We start from the raw sequence: 21,105 nt of genomic DNA on the forward strand, positions 1-21,105 counted from the left end.
GCACCGGCGATCCCCACGATGGCTTCAGAACCGCAATATCGGGCGCTGTTTCTCGGCGCGGGACCGCAAATGCAGTGCGGCGTCGGGCAATTCACGCGATTGCTGGGAGAGTGGATCGAAAAGGCTGAACCCGGCAGCTGCACGACGTTAACCCTGACGCGATCGGAAGGGTCATTCACCGATATCTGGCGCGCCGTCGGCTCCGCACGGAGCGTGGTCTGCAACTTTCCGATCGTGGCCTGGAAGCGCGTGATGTTCGCGCCGCTGCTGGCGATGGCCATGGCGCGGCTGCGCCGGCGCAAAACTGTCCTGATTCAGCACGAATGGGCCGGGCTGCATTGGCTGCGCCGGATCACCTATATCCCGGCTCTCGTGCTCGCCAACACCATCGTCATGTTCTCGCCGCTGGTGCGACGGGAACTCGCCGAGGATTCCCTGGTGGGCTGGACCGCGAAAAAACTCGTGCTGGCCCCGCTGCCGCCGAACATCGAGGCGCCTGCAGGGATGGCGGATTCGGAATTGCGCCGGCGTCTCACGGCTGCAAGGCAGGATGGACGGCTGGTGATCGGTCATTTCGGTTCGATCTATCCGGCCAAGCAACCCAATGCGCTGCTGGAGATCGGCGCGATCCTGAAGCAGCGTGGGCTGAGGCCGCTAGTCGTCTATGTCGGCTCCTTCATCCGCGGCACCGACAACGTCGAGGAGGAATTCCACGCCCGCGCCGCGGAACTCGGGATCGCCGATGATGTGATCGTATCCGGTTTTGTCGCCTCCGATCACGAGGTGTTCGGGCTGTTCGGCGCGGTCGACGGGTTCTGTTATCCGCTCGATGAAGGTCTCACTGCGCGCCGCTCCAGCGTTCTTGCCTGCGTGCAGGCCGGCCGGCCGCTGATCGTAACCGGCCCCGAGATGCCTGACGAATTCGACCATCATCTGCGCTTCAAGGAATTGATCGATCGCGGCGCCATCGTGCTCGTGCCGCGGGGATCGAGCGCGGACGCCTACGCCGATGGCATCGTTGCCGCGCTGAAACGGCCGCCGGTGCAAGCCGCGTTCGACTTCGATGGGTGGTGGCAGGACGTCGCGAGCGCGGTTCGCGCGCAGCTCTAGATTCTTGATTTGACGCGTTTTCTTGACGCGAACCGGTGCCCACTTCGCTGGAAAACGCTTTGCGCCTCACTCCCGGACGCGAAATCGCGCCAGAAAGTGCAAGCCGAACACCGCCACCAGGAAGGTGAACCACAGGGGATCGGCGCGGTCGAGGAAGAAGCTCTCCATCGCCGACAAGTAAAGTCCGAACAGCCAGATGCGCAACAGCGCCATCGCCAGCGGACCGTTATTGCCGCCCTGATCGGCTTGCTGGAAATTCCGGAGCGGCACGATCACCAGCACCACGATGAGCAGGATCAGTCCGGGCAGGCCCATGCCGAGCGCGGTATCGAGATAACCATTGTGGCTGTGTGCCGCGAACGCGGCCCATTCCTTGCCCGCTGGCAAATCCTCGAACGCCTTGCTGCCCCAGAAAGCGACGAAGCCATAGCCGGTTGCCAGCCGCTGCCGCAGCGCGTCCAGCGCGAAATTCCAGATGTCGGTACGGCCGGTGAAGGTCGAATCCAGCGGCAGCAGCTTGGCGACCGCAGCCAGGCCATCGCTCATGACGGTGCCGACGCTGAGCATGTTCAGCAACAGCAGCGGCGTCAGGAGCAGGATCGCCCGCACCCAGAACGAGCGAAACACAGAAGTAAGCGAGGTCAAAAGCAGCACGGCGAAGCACAGCGTCAGCGAACTCTTGCCGGCGGCATGAAACAGAAACAACGAACTAAGGCCGATAATGACCGCGCCGGACAGAAGTGCGCCGGAACGCGCGATGTAGATCCCCAGGAACAGCAGCATCGCCATCACGCCGGCGGCCACGTTCTTGTGACCGAAGGCACCGCGCCAGTCGCCGGCAAGAAGCGGCTCCTGCGGGTCGGTTGCCTGATGGATCGCAAATTGCGGCGCCAGCAGGATTCCGAGGTAACAGACCGCGAGCAGGATCAGCGCCGCGATGCTGAGGAACCGCATCAATTCGCTTTGCGATTTCGGCAGCAGCAGCATGGTCGACGTCACAGCGATAACGCACGCCGTCAAAACAAACCGCCGCATCGACGTGGCAGGATCGACCGACAAAACCACCGTCACACAGACCCATCCGGCAAACAGCAGGAACGATGGCGTCAGCAAAGTCGCCAACCCGCGCATGTTGTTACGCGCCGCGAGCACAATCATCAGCACTGCAAGGCCGCCGAACACCAGATAGGTCGGCGCCTCATTGCCGGTACTGACTTCACCGATTTGTATTTCGCCGAGATCGGCGAACGGCCGCAAGGAAATCCATGCCAGCACCAGCGCTCCGACGAACGCGGCGCAGCGGACGACATCCAGCACTTGCTGCCGCCAAACCCCTCCTGCGACGATACGAAGCTGAGACGTGATGGCGAGTTGGCTCACGTGATCTTCGAGGCCTTGTAGGGTTGAGGTTCGATGCCGACGGCCGCCAGCACGCTACCGATCGCTACCGTCATGGGATGCATCGCAATGATGCGGTCGCGCTCGATCAGGGCAGCCCGCGCGGCCTGGAGAAACGACAGCGGAAACGCCGCCAGCAATTTGAGCGTCAGCCTGGCGCGCAGCCAGAGTGTCGGCGTCGCCTTGCGCTGGACGTGATAATTGATCGCGCCGATCCGCAGGCCGCGGCTGATCAGCCAGCTCAGCTTGGTCCGGCTCGGTGGCACCGTCTCGCTGATCGTGGCCTCCGCCACCCAGTGAAAGCGCATGCCAAGGCGGAGGCAGCGGTAAAAGAAATCGGTGTCGCCGCCGCCGAGGAAATTGAAACGCAGATCGAACGCCGGGGCATCGACGCGCTCGAACACCGAGCGCCTGATCAGGCAATTGCCGCAGCCATAAATCACCGGAACCGGCCCTGACGTGTCGTAGGCCGGGGCGAAGGCCGGATGACGACGCAGCCCGCGCTTTCGCGCGTCATCGAAGTCGGGCATGACCGGCCCGCCGACGATGTCGGCCCCGGTGGCTTCGGCCGTCAATATCATGCGCTCCAGCCAGTCCGGCGAGGCAATTTCGTCATCGTCGATCATGAGGAAACTTGCCGCTGCCGGGAAGGTTGCCAGCGCCGTCTCAAACGCGGCGTTGATCGCATGGCAATTGCCCTGGCGCGGCTCGACCACGCAGAGACCGGGGAACTTGTTCGATGCCAGGAATTCGGTCGCAACCGGAACGCTCTCGCTCCGCAACGCATCGTTCTCGACCATGACCACCGCAAAGCGGTGGCCGGTGCGCTGGCTGGCCAGCGATTCCAGTGTCTGCCGCAGATGCTGCGGCCGGCGAAAGCAGGGAATGCAGACGACGATCCCGATCGATGCAGGATCGAGGGCCGGCGAGATCGCCGCCAGGGCGCGGGCAGCGTTCGGCATGGTGTCAGCGGTTTCCATCGGCGGGCAATCCGTTCAAACTCTGGCGCATGACGTTTGCTATGGGTCCAGACGATACAAGAGCATTGCTGCAATATCCGGTCCGACAGGATGCCTGATGGTGCCGAATTGTTCCCGACGGTTAATGGACGGGGTTAAGTTTGAATTAAATCAGGTTCAGGCTCCGGGCTCAGCGGCTGAACAGCTTGCCGAACAGCTTCTGGGATTTGGGAAACTGCCCGTTGGAGATCCGCGTGGGCCACAATCCGTCGACGTCGAAATAGGCCGCGTAAGCGATGTTGTTCCGATGCTTCACGAACCAGTCGTGCATCTGCTGAATGAAGTATGGATTGTCGCCGAAATTGCCGACGCCCCATTCGGGATAGCTCATCTGCTTGCCATGCCTGGCGGCAAAGTCGCGGTGCCATTCCAGGCCAAACGGAGCCTTGAGATAGAAAGCGTTCCAACGCTCTTCCGGCGAGCCCTCATGTTTGAAATCGTAGATATCCAGACCGATGTAGTCGACGACATCGTCGCCCGGATAGGCTAGGTCCGCCGGCGTATCCTGCGTTCCCCATCCCGGACACCAATCATATTTGAACTCGCTGGAGTGGCGCCGGAAGATTCCGACCACGCGCCGGAACGCCGCGATGTAATCGGCTTCATGATCCTTGGCGAACCACGCCATCTGGGACAGATTCATCTCCCAGCCGAGACGGATGATCGCCCTTGGCTGCGCATCGGCGATCGCACGCGCCGCCGCTTCGAACTCACCGTCGTGCAAGCCGTTGGCGACGTCGGCGAGCGGCGTTCCCGGAACGGTCAGCGGCACCGACCAGACGACATTCCGCGACGGGTTGAGCTTCTTCCAGATGCCGGGAACCCAGGTCAGTTTATGGAAGTCTTCCCAATTCGCCTGGCCGTAGAAATCAACGCCCACCACCGACGATGGCGGTTGTTTCAGCCATTTTTCCCAGGTCTGCAGGGTATGCTCGCGCCCAACGGGACCCCAATCGACGAACGCGCCGGCAAATTTTGCAGGACTCGAATTGACAGGACTCGAATTGACAGGACTCGAATTGACGCGCGGAGCGGCGTTGGTGTCGACGCGGGCCAGCAACAGCAGGCTCAAGACAAAGGCCACCAGGAAAAATACCAGGCGCTTGAGGCCCACCCGGCGGCGAGGCGCGGGGCGGTCAGTTCGAAACATTAGACGTCCTTGTCAATTTGTTGCCGAAGACAGCAGACAGCCTTCGGCCGACCTCGGCTGCGCCCTTGTCGGTGAGATGGCCCGCGTCGAACTGCATCGGAATATCGGCTTCGACGAACTCGTCGCAACGACCATCCCGGCAGACCGCATCGTAGACGGATGAATAGGTCGCGCCGCGAGCCTTTACCAAAGCGCCCATGGCGAGATCGCGCTCGCGAATTCCGGGTGTGCGCCTTGTGCTGGCAAGGGACGGATGGTCGCGCAAAATCCCGTCGATCAGGAGCCGCGGCAGAGGGGCATCGTATTCGACGATCGGTCCAAGCACGATGACATCGGTCCCTCTGGATTTCAGGGTATCCAGCGTGGCCGACAGGTTCGGCAGATCCTCATCCTTCCATGACGCGGAGAGAATGACCTTGTCGACATGGTTGTTGACGAGGAAATCATTGAACGCGAGTTCCATCAGATCGCGACAGGCTTTCATTTCGACCCGAGCCCCCGCCGGAACAGCCGGGCGGCATTCGCTTGCCGTTGCCTGCAGGATATTCACCTGCGGCATGGCGACGGACAGCCCGGACCAGAGGTGCGCAGCATGGCTGTCGCCAATGAGCAGATAGTTCGGCCGCGCCGGATCCAGTTTCAGGCAGGTTTCGGCGTCGAATCGCTGGCGGTTGGCCGATATGAAGCAGCGTCCGGTCCGGAACGCGGCGGACGAATCGTAGGCAAGATAAGCTCCGATATCCACGACGCGTTGCGGAAAGCGGTATGGCGCGCCGCTCGCGAAGAATACCAGCGCGCACAGCGCGAACGTCGAGCCGATCGCGGCTGATGCGGCGCCGAAGACGGCCCCCTTCGATGTCTCCCGCGCCATCGAACGGAACGGCAGTTCGACCAATTTCCACGACAGATAGGCGAGCCCCACTGACAGCGTGATCAACGTCAGTTTGGTCGATGCTGCCGATTCCGCGCCGAACACCATGTCGGTGCGCTGGAACACGATCAGCGGCCAATGCCACAAATAGAGCGAATAGGATAGCAGCCCGATCGCTACGAGAGGCGGCAGCGACAGCAATCGTCCGGCCATCGATGCCCCGCTCTCGCTGGAAGCGATCACCAGCACCGCGCCGAGGCAGGCGAGCGACGTCATCAGGAGAAGCGGCACTGATGCCGATCCAAGCAGGATCACGCCGAGCAGCAGTAGCAGCCCGGCTCCGCCGCAAATGTTCTTCCAGAATCTGGTTTCCGGCACCGGGATAAATTTGACCGCCAGCATCGCACCCAGCGCCAACTCCCAGGCGCGGAAAGGCGTGAGATAGAATGTAAAGGTGAGATTTCTCGTGCTCATGGCGATGGCAGCGGCAAACGACAGCACAGCGACAACCGCGAACAAAAATTTGGCGCCCTTCGGGACCCAGCGATAGACAAACAGCATCAACAACGGCGCGATGAAATAGAACTGCTCCTCCACGCTAAGCGACCAGGTATGCAGCAGAGGCTTTGTTTCGGCCGGCGCATCGAAATATCCGGCGGTCTGGGCAAAATAGGCGTTGGAAATCGAGCCAATGGCGCTGGCAAGACTCTTGGAATAGCCGATCAGTTCGGCCGGCAGCAAATAGATGTAGGCAAAAATGCTTGTCACCAGGAACATCACAAACAGCGCCGGCAGAATTCGCAGGATCCGGCGCTTGTAGAAATTTCCGAGCGAGAACGATCCGTTGCGGATATCCGCATCGATCATGCCGCAGATCAGATAACCCGAGATGACAAAGAAGATGTCGACGCCGACGAAGCCGCCTGCGAATCCGGGTACACCGACATGGTAAAGAACCACCGGAACCACAGCGAGGGCCCGCAGCCCGTCGATATCAGCGCGGTACTTCATTGCCGAGCCCTCGCGACGCTGCCGTAACCGCGACCGCCCCTCACCGTTTCAAAAACGGACACTCTGGACAGTCCAGGTGTGCCGAAACGGGTTGATGCCTCGGCGACCTCCGCGGGCAGCGGGAAATTGGATTGGAACAGCGGGCAATCTGTCATGGGTAACACTCATGGCGATGAACATCGGCGATGCGGAATCGTGCTCTGCAATATCCGGGCAAGCTTCGCAAAAGCGCCGCTTCGCGCACGAATTGCGCTTGCATCGTGGTTAGCGCGAGCGGTTAACCCGCTTGCGACGGTGAACGAAACGCAGAATTAACCACATCAAATCGCCGCGACCGTTAGCGGAACCGTCCGGCACCGATCTTGCTAAATGGTCTGGCAAAGGGATTCCGAGTCCAGAAAGCGCCCGCCTTGAACGTCATCGCCAACGAGATTTCCGACATCAACCGAGTAGCGTCGTGCGACGCCATGGTCGGGCGCGGAGTCACGGGCAAGCCCGCGGGGCTCGCAGCGCCATGCTGATCGGACAAGCCAGCATCAACCTGACTGCCAATATCCTCTCGGCATTGCTGGGCCTATTGAGCGTGTTCATTTTCACGCGGCTGTTCTCGCCGCATGATTATGGCGTCTATCTGCTGGGCATCGGTTTTGCGTCCGTCATCAGCGTTTTCCTCGTCGGCTGGTTTCGTAATCTCATTCTGAGCGGACACGCCCGCGACGACGGCCCCGATGTGCGCGGCCGCGTGATCTCGGGTTACCTGATCTGCTGCCTCACCGCGCCGATCGCCTATGTCCTGGGACGACTGGTTGGACTGGATACGAATGCCGCGCTGGCGGCGGTCGTGCTTTCCGTCGCGATCGGGCTGTTCGAACTGACCCAGGATCTGGTTCGCGCCCGGCTGATGGCACTTTCGGTCATGAAGGCCACGCTGGTCCGCGCCGTTGCCGTGCTCGGCCTCGGTGCGGTCGTAGCACTTGTCAGCCCGAGCGGCTTCCTGCTGCTGCTGTCGTCCGCGCTCGCCTACCTGCTTGCGGTGCTGGTCCAGTCGCGCACCGCCTGGCGCGGCACCAAGGTCAAATTCGACGGTACCGGCCTTGCAGCGCTGGCGAAGACCGGCCTGCCCCTCACCCTTTCACTTACCCTGCTCGCGATTTCCAGCGTCACCGATCGCTTCATGATCGCCAATCTGGTGGGCGCAGCGGACGCCGGCAAATATGTCGCCGCGCTCGATCTGGTCCGGCAGACCCTGATGATGCCGGCCATGAGCGCTGCCGCGGCATTCTTTCCGATGGCGGTTCAGATTCACGCCAGCAAGGGCGATGCGGCGGTCCGGTCGCATCTTTCCGATTGCGTCGAGTTGCTGCTCAGCATCACGCTGCCGGCCTGCCTCGGCTTCGCGGTCATTTCCGCCCATGTCGCCAACATCATTCTCGGACCGGACTTCCGCGAGTTGGCGGCGCAGACCATGCCGATCATCGCGGTAGCCGTGGTCTTCCAGATCCTGACCCAGCAATATCTGCACGCCAGCTTCCTGCTCTCCGGGCGCAACTCGTTTTATCTGATCAATACGGCTTCGATCATCGCGGCCAATGTGATCCTGTCCTACGTCCTGGTCAGCCATTACGGCACGGTCGGCGCGGCCTGGGCGCGGCTCGGCGCCGACGTAATTGGATTCACCTGTGCGCTGATCCTCAGCCGCTTTGCATTCAAGGTCCCGCTGCCGCTCGGCCGGCTGGCGCTGATCATGATCGCCGGACTGATCATGGCGTTGACCGTCGCTGCGCTCGACAGAAACCTGCACGTCGCCGATCTGACTGCCTGCGCCGTGCTGGCGAGCGCAGGACTCATCACCTACGCCGCCTTGTGCTGGCTGTTCGACATCTCCCGGATTCGCGGCCGCCTGAAAACCGGCTTCGCGATGTTCCGGGCCAAATTCGCAAACATCAACGGATAAGAACAAATGACCAAGACATTTGCCCTCGATCCCCTTCATTCGGCTTTCACTGACGCCGCCGACAAGCCGGCCGCGCTGCATCCGCAGTCGCTGCTTGAACTGCCGCCCGGCGAGGCCCGGCAGAGCCTGCTGACGGTTCACAGCATTCTCGAGGCGAAACTGCCCGCGACCGGCCTTAAAATCTATGAGGCCGGCGGCGGCTCGACCAGCTTCCTGCCGCTCAGCGTGCTGAAGCGTGCCCACGTCACCGTGGTCGATATCGACGAAGACCAGATCCGCAACAATGATTACGCGCAGGAAACGATTCTCGGCGATATCCAGACCTATCGCTTCGCGCCCGACAGTTTCGATCTCGTGATCTGCTACAACGTGATCGAGCATGTGCCCGACGTCGAAGCGGCGCTGCTTGGCTTCTGCCAGTCGCTAAAGGCCGACGGATTGATCCTGATCGGCGCACCGAATCCAGGGTCGCTGTCCGGCGTCGTCACCAAATATTCGCCGCACTGGTTCCATGTCTGGTTCTACCGCCATATCCGCGGCGACAAGAACGCCGGCCTGCCCGGCTGCGCGCCGTTCCCGACTCATTTTCATCCGCTTGTCACGCTGGCGAACCTGGATGCCTTCGCCGACAAGCACGGCCTGCAGATGATCTATTGCAAGCAGTATGAGAGCCCGCGCTATCCGGAGATGCGCCGGCGCAAGCCGCTGTTCGCGAGCCTGATCGACGCGGCCGCCAAGGTGATGAACGTCTTCCTGCCCGGCAAGACCGACGTGCGGCACGGCGACTACCACGTGATCTTGAGGAAGCGCTGAGAATGAACGCGATGTTCTCAGAGGCAAAAGCGAAAGTCAGCCACCGGCTGGCGATGTATCTGCACGCCAATTCCTTCCAGATGCGCAATACCACGCCGATGGTCAGCTTTACCTTTGACGATCTCCCGAAAAGCGCGGCGACGACAGGCGCGGATCTGCTCGAAACACACGGCGCGCGGGGCACCTTCTATGTATCGGGAGGCCTGATTGGCGGCGAAACGCGGGAATGGCCGACGGGCGACGCCGACGACCTGCTTTCCCTACATCGCCGTGGCCACGAAATCGGCTGTCATACATTCTCGCACCGGCGCGCCAGCGATCTCGACGTGGCCGCCCTTGCCAACGAAATCATGCGAAACCGCGGCTACCTCCGCGCGCTGGACGCCTCGATCGAAACCGAGACTTTTGCCTATCCTTACGGATTGGGATCGGTTGGACGGAAGAACCAGCTCAAGGATCAGTTCCAGACCTGCCGCAGCATCGAACCTGGCATCAACAGCGGCACAGTCGATTTACAGCTTCTTCGCGCCGTGCCGCTGATCGATGGCCAGATGGACCGCGCCGGGATCGAACGCATGTACGACGAGGCGGAAACCAATAACGGATGGTTAATTTTCTACGGCCACGACGTCGCTGAACGGCCGAGCCCCTGGGGTTGCTCACCAGCGCTGCTCAACCACGCCCTCGAGGCGGCGGCGCGCCGGAAAATCCCGGCTATGACAATGGCGGAGGCATTGCGATGCGCCCGCGCATAAACGCTTTGTTTGCCATTTCGGTGAATAGTCCCTCAATGAGTATGGTTAATTTTCCCTGTTGCGTTTTTGGCGCGTTGAAGTCTGGCGCGCGTGGCGTAAGGCGAAGAGTAACCCCTCAGCCGATGTGTGCGGCAGTTGGAATGGAAGCTGGGGTCGATGCTTATCTATGACGAGCCGATAAACCAGGCCAAGCTTGACCCGCGGCCCGCCGCAACGCCGGCATTGGGTGGCTTCAGCGTGCTCGATCTGGTTCAACTGCTGTGGCGGCGGAAGATCGCGATCGCCTCGGCGGCGCTGCTCTGCGCCTGCATCGCCGTGGCGATCGGCAAGAGCCTGACACCGAAATATACCGCAACGGCCCAGCTCTACGTCGATCCCCGCGAATTGCAGCTGGTCGATCGCGAACTCACGCCGCGCGCCCCGGACCTTTCCGGCCTTGCGATGGTGGTCGAGAGCCAGGGGCGCGTGATCACCTCGAACAATGTGCTGTTGCAGGTGATCCGCGAGACCCATCTCGAGAAGGACCCTGAGTTCGGCGGCGGCGACGGCAAGAGCCTGTTCGGAACGCTGCTCGGCCTGTTCGGGATCGATCTGCGTCCGACCGCCGAACAGCGCAAGCTCGTTGAAATGGCGGCGCTGGAAAACCTGATCCGCCACATCAATGTGAAAAAGACCGACAAAACCTTCATCGTCGACATCGACGTCTGGTCGATCGACCCGGTAAAGGCGGCGATGCTCTCAAATGCGATCGCCAAGGCCTATTTGACCGAATCCACGCAATCGCAGGCCGCGAGGGTCCGTCGCGCCACCAGCGACCTTTCCAGCCGGCTGACGGAATTGCAGGAACGGCTTCGCAACGCCGAGAACACGCTCGCGGTCTACAAGGCGCAGAACAACTTCGTCGGCACGCAGGACACGCTGATCAGCGATCAGCAGCTCTCCGCCAGCAACCAGCGGCTTGCCGCGGCGCGGGCGCTGACGCTCGACGCGCAGGCCAAACACGATCAGATCGCCGCCAGCCGCAAGACATCGGCGGACGCCGGCGCCATTCCCGAGGCGCTGCAATCGCCAACCATCGCCAATCTGCGTTCGCAATATGCCGAAGCCAGGAAGCGCCAGGCCGAATTGCAGAGCGAGTTGGGGCCGCGTCATCCCGCCTTGCGCCAGATGGAGAAGCAGGTCGAGGATCTGCGCCGGACCATCGGCGAGGAAACCGATCGCTTTCTGCAGGCGGCGAAGAATGACCTGACCCGCGCCCGGGATTACGAAGCTTCCCTGAACAAGGCGCTCGAAACCCAGAAGCGCCAGAGCGTCCAGATGAGTCAGGCCGCGGTCCGGTTGCGCGAGCTCGAACGCGACGTGGAAGCCAGCCGCGACGTCTACCAGTCGTTCCTCAAGCGCTCGCGCGAGACCGAGGAGCAGGAAACCCTGAACACCTCGAGCGCCCGCATCATCGGCGATGCCACCGTGCCGCAGCGGCGTACTTTCCCGCCGGGGATGGCCTTGTTCGCCATAATCGGCTTTATGCTGGGCGGGCTCGCCTCGGCCGCCTGGATCATCGCCGTCGAGCGGTTGACGCCTGGCGCCACCCCGGTTCGACCCAACACGCCGGTCAGGACATCGGCCTCGTCCGCCACGGGAAATCGGACGCTTGCCGCGGCCACGAGGCAACCGTCTGCCACCCCGCAGCCCGCCGTCAGCCTGATCGCGAAGCCGTCGATCACCCGCCTGCAGGAATCGGACGTGGTGCGCACCCTCGGCGGAATCCTGGCGACGGGCGGCACCCTCGATGTCACCCGCCTCGGCTGGCCGACGCTGCGCGCCGGTTTCCCGCTGATGACGTTCCTCAACAGCATGCGCGAAATTCGGACCGCAATGGCGACGCGCGCGGCCAAGGACACCGCGCCCGTCATGGCCGTGATCGGCGCCGGCAATGGCGAGGACCGCAGCATTGCCGCGCTCAACGTCGCGCTCTCGGCCGCCCGCGATGGCGCCAGGGTGCTGCTGATCGACGCCGATCAAAAGACCTATACACTGTCGAACAAGGTGGCCCACCTCGGCAAGGAAGAGACCGGCCGTCTCGGCTGGCTCAATATTGGCGCCAAGGCTGCGCGCGCCATCAAGAGCGCGAACGGAATTTCGATCCTGCCGGCCCTCAAGGCCTCGGATATCAAGGCAAGCGACACCATCCGCAAGGCGATTGCGCAGGCGCGCATCGGCGGCGACTACGATCTGGTGGTCCTCGACGGGCCCGCCATGCCGTGGAGCCCGGCCGACCACGCACTGTTCGACGCCACCGATGGGCTGGTCGCGATCCTGCCGGTCAAGCTCGACATCAACGAGAGCATGGAAGACATCATCACCGCGCTCGGCGAGACCGAGCGCAAGCTGGTCGGTGTCGTCATCAACGAACTCAACCCCACGGCCGTCAACCGTCAGCGAGACAAACAGTATGCGTGAGCGTCGCTTAAACCCCCTCGGGAGAGCCGCTACTGCCGGCGTTCCCCGAATCACACTGGGCGGGCTGCGGCTTGCCGTGCTCGACCTCGAGCAGACCGCGGACTTCATGATCGAGATGGTGTTCCCGCAACGCCGGCTCGCTCGCCCGCTCTATCTGACCTCGGCCAATGGCGAAGTGCTGGCGCGCTGCTCCACCGAACCGATGACCGACCGGCTGTTTCGCTCCGCCGACCTGATCAATGCCGACGGCCAGCCGCTAGTGACGGTGTCCCGGTTGAAATCGCCGACGCCGCTCCCCGAGCGCGTGGCGACCACCGATCTGTTCCACGTCGTCGCCCGCAAGGCGCAGGCGGCCGGATTGACCTTCTACATGTTCGGCGCCGATGAGGCGGAGAACGCCGCTGCCGTCGCCAACGTTCGCAAGCTCTATCCGGACCTGAAGATCATCGGACATTCGCACGGCTTCCTCCGCGGCGACGCGCTGCGGGCCAAGCTCGACGAAATCAACGCGCTGGCGCCCGATTACCTCTGGCTCGCGCTTGGCGTTCCCTATGAGCAGGCCTTTGTCGAGGAATACACCTCGCGCCTGTTCAAGGTCGGCGTGATCAAGACCTCTGGCGGACTGTTCAACTTCCTGTCGGGCAGCCGGGCCCGCGCACCGTATTGGATGCAGGCGACAGGGCTCGAATGGGCCTGGCGCATCTGGCTGGAACCGCGCCGGCTGTTCTGGCGCTATTTCACCACCAATCCGCGCGCGCTCTATCTGCTGTTCAACAAGAGCCGGCCTTCGGCCACCGAACGGACCCGGGATTGATGGGCGCCGGTCTGACGAGCGATCGTCCGGCCATCCTGGTCACGGGCGGCGCGGGCTACATCGGCTCGCATTGCTGCCGGGCGCTTGATGCGGCCGGTTATCTTCCCGTTTGCTACGACAATTTTTCGACCGGCCACCACAACTTCGTCGCAGGCGCGCTGGTTACCGGCGACATCGCCGACAAGGCCACGCTGGCGCGCGCCTTCGCCGAGCACGACATCGTCGCAGTCATGCATTTCGCCGCGTCCAGCCTGGTCGGCGAATCCGTGGTCGACCCACAGAAATACTACGTCAACAACCTCGCCGGCACGCTGGCGCTGCTGGATGCGATGCGCGAGGCCGGCTGCAGCCGCCTGGTGTTCTCGTCGACCGGCGCGGTCTATGGCAATGCCGACAGCAAGGCGCTGCCCGAAAACTATCCCTGCGCGCCGATCAATCCCTATGGCGCCTCGAAATGGATGATCGAGCGCGTGCTTTCAGATTATCGCGGGGCTTACGGGCTCGGCTCGTTCGCGCTGCGCTATTTCAACGCCAGCGGCGCCGACCCCGCCGGCGGCATCGGCGAGCAGCGCGAGGTGGAAACCCATCTCATTCCCCGCGCGATGATGGCGCTGCAGGGACACGTGCCGGACTTCGCGGTATTCGGCGACGATTACGCGACGCCGGACGGCACCGCGATCCGCGACTACATCCATGTCACCGACCTTGCCGCCGCCCATGTGCTGGCGCTGACGCTCTTGCTCGAAGGGCATTCCGGCGGCGTCTTCAATCTCGGCACCGGCAAGGGTTTTTCGGTGCGGGAGATCCTCGCGGCGATCGCGAGCGAGACCGGGCGCGAAATGCCACACGTCGTCAAGCCACGCCGCGCCGGCGACCCGACCTATCTGGTCGCGGACGCTTCCGCCGCGCACGAAACGCTGCACTTCCGCCCTGCTTATTCGGACCTTCCGACCATCATCCGCACCGCCTGGGCCTGGCACAAGAAAGCTCACCCGCTCAAAAACGGGTGAGTAAGCACGGACGTGCGACCGGTCTAAGCCGCATTGTTCCTGCGGCCCTGTACGCCCGCGATTATCGTCTCTCGCCTGTCACGCATGCGGGCACGCGGCTTGCCCCGTGGGAACGAGACCGGCTAGCATCCACGACAACACAGATGAGCGCATTTCAGCTCACGCATGACAAAAGGGAGCAAACCATGACGGCGACCAACCGGTTCTGGCGATACCTCGTGACGCCCCTTGCTCTCGCCGGGATGCTCAGCATCTCCTCCGCGGCTGAACTCAATCCCGCCGCCGTCACTTACAAATTGCCGGACCAGATTCCGTGGGGCCCGGTCAACGCCGCGGGCGCGCAAAGTGCCGTCGTCGTTGGCGATCCGAGCAAGCCGGGCTTCTATGTGGTCTACAACAAATGGACCAAGGGCAATCATTTCAGCCGCCCGCATTTCCATCCCAACGACCGCTACATCGTCGTGCTGCAGGGTACCTGGTGGGTCGGTTCAGGCCCGAAATTCGATCCCGCCAACACGACGCCGATGCCGGCCGGAAGTTTCGTCACGCATTTTGCCAAGCAAGTGCATTGGGACGGCGCCAAGGACGAAGATGCCGTTCTCCTGATCATGGGCGAAGGTCCGGCGACCTCGACTGGAGCGGAAGAGAAATAGCCGCAGTGCTGCAAATCTATTCCGGCGACTAATTTCGTTCGCGGACGTGTCCGGCGTTCTAAGCGGAAGCGACGGCCTCAGACGGCTTCCCTGGTCATGGCCGCATTCGCGCCTTGCGCCGAAGCGGGACCTTGCGGTTGCAACGGCGCGTCGTTGTTCGACAAACCCGCGACCTTGCGGATGAGCGATACCGGGGTTGCCGAGAACGACTCGATGCAGAGTGCTACGACCTCGGGCGGTGAGCTGTCGACCATGGCGATCACGGCCTTTTCGTCCAATTGATCCGGTTCCCAGTAGGACGTCGCGAGGCTTTGCGTGGTCAGCCGGTGCGTCGCCCTGTGGGTCGGCGACTGGTTCACAAAGTACCCATAGAGGATGTATTCGGAAAACGAGCGCGCCTTGCCGAGCGCCACCGCCCAGGGCATTCCAGTGACGGCTTCGATCGTGGCAGTCATGTCGCGCAAAGTCGACTTGTCCCAGACAAGCACGTTGCCGATATAGTCATCGGCGGGAAACGCCGTGTTGCTGCCGCCCAAAAGGCGATCACTGTTTCGGACCCAGACAGGATGCAACGGCTTATCCGCCGGAATCGCCAGACGGTCGACATAGAGCGGGGTTAAATCCGCGCCGGCATAGGCGGCCACATCGAACGGACGAAAGAACGTGTTATCGGAATCGACGATGCAATAGCGCTGATGGGGCAAGTGCAGGGCGCCCGCGATCTTGAGAAGCTGCTGGATATGCCAGCCGTGGAGCGGACCCGACCGGAACGACCACCACGTCCTGCGCCCCGAGCGCGAGACAAACGGCGGCAACGCCCGCAGCCAGGACGGCAAGAAGTGCGAACTCGGCAGCACGGTGCGACGGCTATTCTCGAACCGGGCGAAGTACGGCACGTCATCGTCATTGACGATAACGTAATGCCGTTCGTATCCGCTGACGAACCGATCGATGCTCTCGCACAGCAATTCGAAACGCTCGAGGTCGCCGCGATAGGTCGGGGTCATCAAGGCCACGTTTTTGAGCACGCCACTTCCTGTCATGATGTACTGTGGGTCCGGCGATAGAGATCGATCCCGACTAGATTGATATAATAGATGATCGCTCTAGCGCTTCAAACAACGCTTCGCCGTTAAGATAAACAGCGACTGATTAGGCTGACTCCGGATTTCAAAAGAAAAAAGCGTGGAACGCCTGCGATATTTCAACGGTCAATTTCGTGAAAACGATGCCTGATTTCCGGCGGGGCCATGCCCATGTGAAGGTATGGTTATTGAATGGTTAACCGGCGCGCATTGCGCCGGCCACAGATGCGGATATCATCGCCAGGACAAGGGAAGTTCCGATGCATCCGGCGGCAAAACTGCAGTTTGAGCGCGTTGTCGTCGAATTTGGGCGGTGGCGGGCGCTCGCCGAGGATGACCGGCCGCCCGCTCCGGCCTGGTGGTGGGGACCGGCGGTCGAGGTACGGGATATCGCCCTGACGCTACCGGCGCATTGGAGCGCCAGATTGGGTTTGCCCGATGGCGCGACTTACGCCGACGGCGCGGGCGTCCTGTTCCATTCCCTCGCTGGCCAGGTCATCCAGCCCTGGCCTTATGACTTTTCGCGCAAGGTGAGGTCCACGGATTCGGACGTGCGCGATTTGCATGCGCAGCCGTCAGACGACAGCGCTTTCCAACCCTGAAGGCGAAGCCGATTCACGCGCATCGCCGGTGTCGGGTTGCAGCGGCGGCGAGGCCAGCAGCGGCTCGGTCCGAAGCATATCCGCCATCTGCCGCGGCGGCAGCGGTTTGCTGAACAGGAAGCCTTGCATCTCATCGCAGGCATGATTGCGCAGGAACGTCTGCTGCTCGACGGTCTCGACGCCCTCGGCGATGACGGTCATCCCCAACGCCTTGCCCATGCTGATGATCGCCTGTGTGATGGCCTGGTCCTCTGAATCAACGGGCAGATCGCGGACGAAGGAACGGTCGATCTTGATGGTGTCGATCGGGAATTGCTTCATCAGCGACATCGACGAATAGCCGGTGCCAAAATCGTCGATTGCAAGCCGGATGCCGCGGTTCTGGATCGCGTCGAGCACCTTGATCGCCCGCGACACGTTGCGCATCACCATGCTTTCCGTGACTTCGAGTTGCAGCAGCACCGGCGACATACCGCTTGCCAGCAACGCCTCGTCGACATCATGCAACAAATTGGCGTCGGCGAACTGTCGCGGCGACAGGTTGACGGCCATCGTCACCGGCCGCAGGCCGCGGCGTTGCCAGGCCATGTTCTGCGCACAGGCTTCCGTCAGCACCCAGCGGCCGATCGGCACGATCAGCCCGGTCTCTTCCGCCAGCGGAATGAATTGCCCCGGCGATACCAGGCCGAGTTCGGGATGGTTCCAGCGCAACAGCGCCTCGACGCCGGTGATCTGACCGCTCGCCATATCGACCTTCGGCTGGTAGTGCAGCGAAAACTGGTCGCGCTCCAGCGCGCGGCGCAGGGCGCTCTCCAGCGTCAGACGCTCGATCGACTGCGCCTTGATCTCCCTGGTGAAGAAGCGGAAGCTGTTCTTGCCGTCCTCCTTGGCAAGATACATCGCCATGTCGGCGTTCTTGGTCAGCGTCTGCATGTCGGCGCCGTCAGACGGATACATCGCGATGCCGATCGAGGCCGTGGTGTGGCACTCATGCCCGCTGAGCTGCAAGGGCTGGCTCAACACGGACAAAAGACCGCCGGCGATGCGTTCGACCTCGTGCGGTTCGGCGGCCTCTTCCAGGATCACGACGAATTCGTCGCCGCCGAGCCGCGCCACCACGTCGCTCGAACGCAACGCGCCACGCAGCCTGCCTCCGATTTCCACCAGCAGCATGTCACCGGCGTCATGGCCCAGCGAGTCGTTGATGACCTTGAACCGGTCGAGATCGATGAACAGCACCGCAAACGACCGCTGATAGCGTTCCGCGGCATCGATCGTCCGGCGCAGCATGCCGTTGAACATCTCGCGGTTCGGAAGGTTGGTCAGGCTGTCATGCGAGGCCAGATATTCGATCCGCTCGTCCGCCCGCATCTTTTCGTCGGCGCGGTCAAAATTCTCCAGCGCCAGCGATACGTTGTCGATGAGCCGCTGCAGCAGTTCGGAGAATTCCGGCGTGAACGTATCCTTCTCGATCGCAACGAAGATCATGACGCCAACGACCCGCCCCCGCACCAGCAGCGGGTAGGCTGCGCTCGCACGGGTCCCATCCCTGCGGGCGCGCGCATGGAACACCTGGCTACGCGGGTCGGCAAGGTAGTCGTTGATGATGCAGGGCTTGCCCGAGCGAATCGCCATGCCGGTGGACCCGCGTCCTTCCGGATGGGCCTTATTGGCGGACACCCGCACCTCGCGCGAACTGGCGGCGGTCGGTCCGGCGGCCGCGACAATGTCCAGATAATCGCTGTCGGTTCTCGTCAGCGCGATGGAAGTGGCGGTAAACTTGCCGCCGTTTGCGGTGGCCTGGCACACCAGATCGAACAACTCGTTGCGCGAACTTGCCCGCACGATGGCTTCATTGGTCGCGCTGAGTGCCGCCAGCATGCGCGTCAGACGTTCTTTCTGCTCCTCGGTCTTCGCCTTCTCGTCGGCGCGCTCGAACGTCTCGAGCGAGAACGACACGTTGTCGGCGAGCCGTTGCAGGAGTTCGGTGAATTCAGGCGTGAACGCATCCCTTTGCAAGGAGACGTAGAGCATGACGCCTACCACCTGCCCGCGCACGAAGAGCGGAAAGCCGGCGGCTGATCTGGAGCCGAGTTCGCGGGCCTTGGCGTGAAATACCGCGGCGCGCGGATCGGTAAGATAGTCGTTGAAGATACAGGCCTGGCCCGAGCGGAACGTTATCCCGCAAACACCGCGGCCTTCCGGATGCGCTTCATTGATAGACAGGGTGACCTGCCGCGCGCTCTGGCCGGTCGGACCCGCGCCGGCCACGATTTCCATGAAATCGCTGCCGGGCTTTGCCAGCGCGATGGTAGTGGAGGTGAACCCGCCGCCGGTCGCCGCCGCCTCGCAAACCAGTTGATACAGTTCGTCGCGTGATCCCGCCCGAACGATCGCCTCATTGGTCGCGCTGAGCGCGGCGAGCATGCGTGTCAGGCTCTCCTTCTGGCGCTCGGTCTTCGCCTTCTCGTCGGCGCGATCGAAACTTTCGAGCGCAAAAGACACATTGTCGGCCAGCCGTTGCAACAGCTCGGCAAACTCCGCGGTAAACGTGTCCGCCTGGGAGGAAATGAACAGCATCACGCCGACGATCCGCGCCTCGACCAGCAGCGGAAATGCGGCGCCTGACCTTGCGCCGTCGTTGTCAATCACCTGATCGAACGCATTGTTTCGCGGGCCTGCCAGGAAATCGTTGTTGATGCAGGCCTGCCCGGAACGGAACGCCGTCCCGCAAACCCCGCGGCCTTCCGGAACTGCCGCGCTGATCGAGACCTGCAGACGGCGGGCGTTTTCCGCCGTCGGCCCGGCCGAGGCAACCATGTTGAAGGAATCACTGTCTGACCTGACGAGGAGGATGCTGGTCGAATTGAAGCGGCCCCCCTGTGCTGCGGCAGCGCATACCAGTTCGAACATCTCGGTGCGCGACCGGGCCCGCATGATCGCTTCATTGGTCGCGCTGAGCGCCGCGAACATCCGCGTCAACCGCTCCTTCTGTTCGTCGGCTTTCGCCTTGGCGTTGGCGCGTTCAAAATTTTCGAGGGCGAACGAGACGTTTTCCCCGATCCGCGCCAGCAGCGCGATGATCTCCTCATCCGCCGCCCATGCCATGCCGACAAAGAACATCACGACGCCGACGCTTTGTCCCGCCTTGATCAGGGGCACGGCGACGCAGGCAACGACGCCGGCCTCACGTCCGGCCTGCTGCCACGGGCCACCCTGCGAGATGTCGTGGTTGACGCAAAGCCGTTGCGTCCGGAACGCCTGACCGGCAACCCCCTTGCCGTAGTCATTGTCTGCATCGATCGAGAAGCGTGTCCGGGTCAGCAGATCGAGGCTCTCGCCGCTGCCGGCCGCAGGCTTCAGCCAGATCGAATCCGGCTCTGACAGCAGGACCACCGTCGCGACCGACTTTCCGCTGTAAACGGCGGCATCGCAAACGCGCTGATAAAGCTCCTGTTCGGTCTTGGCGCGAAGAATCGCTTCGTTGGTCGCGCTGATGGCGCCGAACATGCGATTCAACCGCCGCATCGTCCGCTCGCCATCCTTGCGCGCAGCTTCATGATCGAAATTGTCGAGGGCGAATGAAATGTTCGCCGACATGCGTTCGAGCAATGCGACGACCGGGGCGTCGATCGACCCGACTTCGCGCCGCGTGACGAGGAAGACGCCGATGCTGCGGCCGTTGCAGGTCAGCGGCAACCCCGCGGCCGCGCCGACCTGTCCGGCAGCGGCACCCTGGCGCCAGGCCAGCGAATGCGCGTCGTTGAGGTAATCGTTGCTGATGCACAGCTTCTGATCGCGGAAAGCCTGCCCGCAAACCCCCGAGCCCTCCGGGGTATCAGCCAGGATCGAAATGTCGATGGCCCGCAGCCTTGCGGTGTCTTCGCCGAAGCCGGCCGCAAACCGAAGCAGATTGGTATCGTGGTCCAGCAAAAAGACGGCGGTCGCCAGGAAGTCTCCGCTGGAGAAAGCGGCTTCACAGACCTTTTCGTACAGTTCTTCCGGCGATTTCGCGTACAGGATCGCTTCGTTGGTGGCATTCAACGCCGCAAATGTACGCGCGATACTGGTCTTCACGGCTCTCGAGCTCCCAGCAGACAATAAGGGCCTGCTGCCCCACGGAATTTTATGCGCGGGAGAGGCCTAAATGGTCGTTATTGGCGGCCGGAAGTTGCGATTCAGAGTAAATACCTGCCCAACATCGCAAGGCCGTCCTCCGAAGAACTACGGTCCGTTCACGATTTATCAGCCATGGCAGCGGCGGTGCCTCCGGCGGCCAAGGGCCTGGGCGGCGCGGTAGCCAATTTTCGTCAGATGAAATCCGAACCGCGCGAGCCCGCCTCACGGGCATGCCCGGTACGGATATTCTGCCCTTGCTCTCCCGCCACCGCTTTGAGACC

At 62.4% G+C, this 21,105-nt stretch carries 15 protein-coding genes; 9 read left to right on the forward strand and 6 right to left on the reverse strand.

Going from position 1 to position 21,105, the window contains the following annotated elements:
- Positions 1–18: 18 nt before the first annotated feature.
- Positions 19–1,110 (forward strand): glycosyltransferase, encoded by a 1,092-nt coding sequence (locus tag JQ611_RS10890; protein WP_212465427.1) that lies wholly within the window; start codon positions 19–21, stop codon positions 1,108–1,110.
- A 66-nt stretch (positions 1,111–1,176) separates the two neighbouring features.
- Here the strand turns inward: JQ611_RS10890 and JQ611_RS42695 are convergent, their stop codons facing one another.
- The 4 genes from JQ611_RS42695 to JQ611_RS10910 form a co-directional block, all read right to left on the reverse strand.
- Positions 1,177–2,490: an O-antigen ligase gene (locus JQ611_RS42695; RefSeq protein WP_212389153.1), complete on the reverse strand. Its 1,314-nt coding sequence runs from the start codon at positions 2,488–2,490 to the stop codon at positions 1,177–1,179.
- Positions 2,487–3,488 (reverse strand): glycosyltransferase family 2 protein, encoded by a 1,002-nt coding sequence (locus JQ611_RS10900; RefSeq protein ID WP_212465428.1) that lies wholly within the window; start codon positions 3,486–3,488, stop codon positions 2,487–2,489. Before JQ611_RS10900 ends, JQ611_RS42695 begins: the two co-directional genes overlap by 4 nt.
- 169 nt (positions 3,489–3,657) lie before the next feature.
- The gene (locus JQ611_RS10905) at positions 3,658–4,677 is read right to left on the reverse strand and encodes a glycoside hydrolase family 26 protein (protein WP_212465429.1); all 1,020 of its coding nucleotides are present in this window, start codon (positions 4,675–4,677) and stop codon (positions 3,658–3,660) included.
- Entirely contained in the window at positions 4,664–6,559 is a 1,896-nt protein-coding gene (locus JQ611_RS10910; RefSeq protein WP_212465430.1) for an acyltransferase family protein, read from the reverse strand. Before JQ611_RS10910 ends, JQ611_RS10905 begins: the two co-directional genes overlap by 14 nt.
- 514 nt (positions 6,560–7,073) lie before the next feature.
- Between JQ611_RS10910 and JQ611_RS10915 the strand changes: the two genes are divergently transcribed.
- The 7 genes from JQ611_RS10915 to JQ611_RS10945 all read left to right on the forward strand — a co-directional run bounded on the left by JQ611_RS10915 (position 7,074) and on the right by JQ611_RS10945 (position 15,018).
- Positions 7,074–8,513: a lipopolysaccharide biosynthesis protein gene (locus JQ611_RS10915; protein WP_212465431.1), complete on the forward strand. Its 1,440-nt coding sequence runs from the start codon at positions 7,074–7,076 to the stop codon at positions 8,511–8,513.
- Between the two features lie 6 nt (positions 8,514–8,519).
- Entirely contained in the window at positions 8,520–9,326 is an 807-nt protein-coding gene (locus JQ611_RS10920; RefSeq protein WP_212262937.1) for a bifunctional 2-polyprenyl-6-hydroxyphenol methylase/3-demethylubiquinol 3-O-methyltransferase UbiG, read from the forward strand.
- Between the two features lie 2 nt (positions 9,327–9,328).
- Positions 9,329–10,081 (forward strand): polysaccharide deacetylase family protein, encoded by a 753-nt coding sequence (locus tag JQ611_RS10925; RefSeq protein WP_249133071.1) that lies wholly within the window; start codon positions 9,329–9,331, stop codon positions 10,079–10,081.
- A 156-nt stretch (positions 10,082–10,237) separates the two neighbouring features.
- Positions 10,238–12,541, forward strand: coding sequence for an exopolysaccharide transport family protein (locus JQ611_RS10930; protein ID WP_212262938.1), 2,304 nt, complete (start codon positions 10,238–10,240; stop codon positions 12,539–12,541).
- On the forward strand, positions 12,534–13,355 hold the full coding sequence (locus tag JQ611_RS10935; protein ID WP_212262939.1) for a WecB/TagA/CpsF family glycosyltransferase: 822 nt from the start codon (positions 12,534–12,536) through the stop codon (positions 13,353–13,355). The genes JQ611_RS10930 and JQ611_RS10935 overlap by 8 nt, the downstream gene beginning before the upstream one ends.
- Positions 13,355–14,365 (forward strand): UDP-glucose 4-epimerase GalE, encoded by a 1,011-nt coding sequence (galE, locus tag JQ611_RS10940; protein ID WP_212262940.1) that lies wholly within the window; start codon positions 13,355–13,357, stop codon positions 14,363–14,365. Before JQ611_RS10935 ends, galE begins: the two co-directional genes overlap by 1 nt.
- A gap of 185 nt (positions 14,366–14,550) precedes the next feature.
- Positions 14,551–15,018 carry a cupin domain-containing protein gene (locus JQ611_RS10945; protein ID WP_249133072.1) on the forward strand — a complete coding sequence of 156 codons (468 nt, stop codon included), beginning with the start codon at positions 14,551–14,553 and terminating at the stop codon, positions 15,016–15,018.
- A 77-nt stretch (positions 15,019–15,095) separates the two neighbouring features.
- Here JQ611_RS10945 and JQ611_RS10950 read toward each other — a convergent pair whose 3' ends face one another.
- Positions 15,096–16,046, reverse strand: coding sequence for a DUF6492 family protein (locus JQ611_RS10950; protein WP_312010982.1), 951 nt, complete (start codon positions 16,044–16,046; stop codon positions 15,096–15,098).
- 317 nt (positions 16,047–16,363) lie between these two features.
- Here JQ611_RS10950 and JQ611_RS10955 point away from each other — a divergent pair, with 317 nt between their 5' ends.
- Positions 16,364–16,705: a hypothetical protein gene (locus JQ611_RS10955; RefSeq protein ID WP_212465432.1), complete on the forward strand. Its 342-nt coding sequence runs from the start codon at positions 16,364–16,366 to the stop codon at positions 16,703–16,705.
- Here the strand turns inward: JQ611_RS10955 and JQ611_RS10960 are convergent.
- Positions 16,679–20,782: a GAF domain-containing protein gene (locus JQ611_RS10960; RefSeq protein ID WP_212465433.1), complete on the reverse strand. Its 4,104-nt coding sequence runs from the start codon at positions 20,780–20,782 to the stop codon at positions 16,679–16,681. The genes JQ611_RS10955 and JQ611_RS10960 overlap by 27 nt on opposite strands.
- Positions 20,783–21,105 lie beyond the last annotated feature (323 nt).

The sequence above is a fragment of the Bradyrhizobium sp. AUGA SZCCT0182 genome, assembly GCF_018130185.1.
Lineage (GTDB): Bacteria > Pseudomonadota > Alphaproteobacteria > Rhizobiales > Xanthobacteraceae > Bradyrhizobium.

Coding starts and splice junctions, on each gene's coding strand:
- JQ611_RS10890 (WP_212465427.1), top strand. CDS start 19: ATGGCTTCAGAACCGCAATATCGGGCGCTGTTTCTCGGCGCGGGACCG.
- JQ611_RS10900 (WP_212465428.1), bottom strand. CDS start 3,488: ATGGAAACCGCTGACACCATGCCGAACGCTGCCCGCGCCCTGGCGGCG.
- JQ611_RS10905 (WP_212465429.1), bottom strand. CDS start 4,677: ATGTTTCGAACTGACCGCCCCGCGCCTCGCCGCCGGGTGGGCCTCAAG.
- JQ611_RS10910 (WP_212465430.1), bottom strand. CDS start 6,559: ATGAAGTACCGCGCTGATATCGACGGGCTGCGGGCCCTCGCTGTGGTT.
- JQ611_RS10915 (WP_212465431.1), top strand. CDS start 7,074: ATGCTGATCGGACAAGCCAGCATCAACCTGACTGCCAATATCCTCTCG.
- JQ611_RS10920 (WP_212262937.1), top strand. CDS start 8,520: ATGACCAAGACATTTGCCCTCGATCCCCTTCATTCGGCTTTCACTGAC.
- JQ611_RS10925 (WP_249133071.1), top strand. CDS start 9,329: ATGAACGCGATGTTCTCAGAGGCAAAAGCGAAAGTCAGCCACCGGCTG.
- JQ611_RS10930 (WP_212262938.1), top strand. CDS start 10,238: ATGCTTATCTATGACGAGCCGATAAACCAGGCCAAGCTTGACCCGCGG.
- JQ611_RS10935 (WP_212262939.1), top strand. CDS start 12,534: ATGCGTGAGCGTCGCTTAAACCCCCTCGGGAGAGCCGCTACTGCCGGC.
- galE (WP_212262940.1), top strand. CDS start 13,355: ATGGGCGCCGGTCTGACGAGCGATCGTCCGGCCATCCTGGTCACGGGC.
- JQ611_RS10945 (WP_249133072.1), top strand. CDS start 14,551: ATGACGGCGACCAACCGGTTCTGGCGATACCTCGTGACGCCCCTTGCT.
- JQ611_RS10955 (WP_212465432.1), top strand. CDS start 16,364: ATGCATCCGGCGGCAAAACTGCAGTTTGAGCGCGTTGTCGTCGAATTT.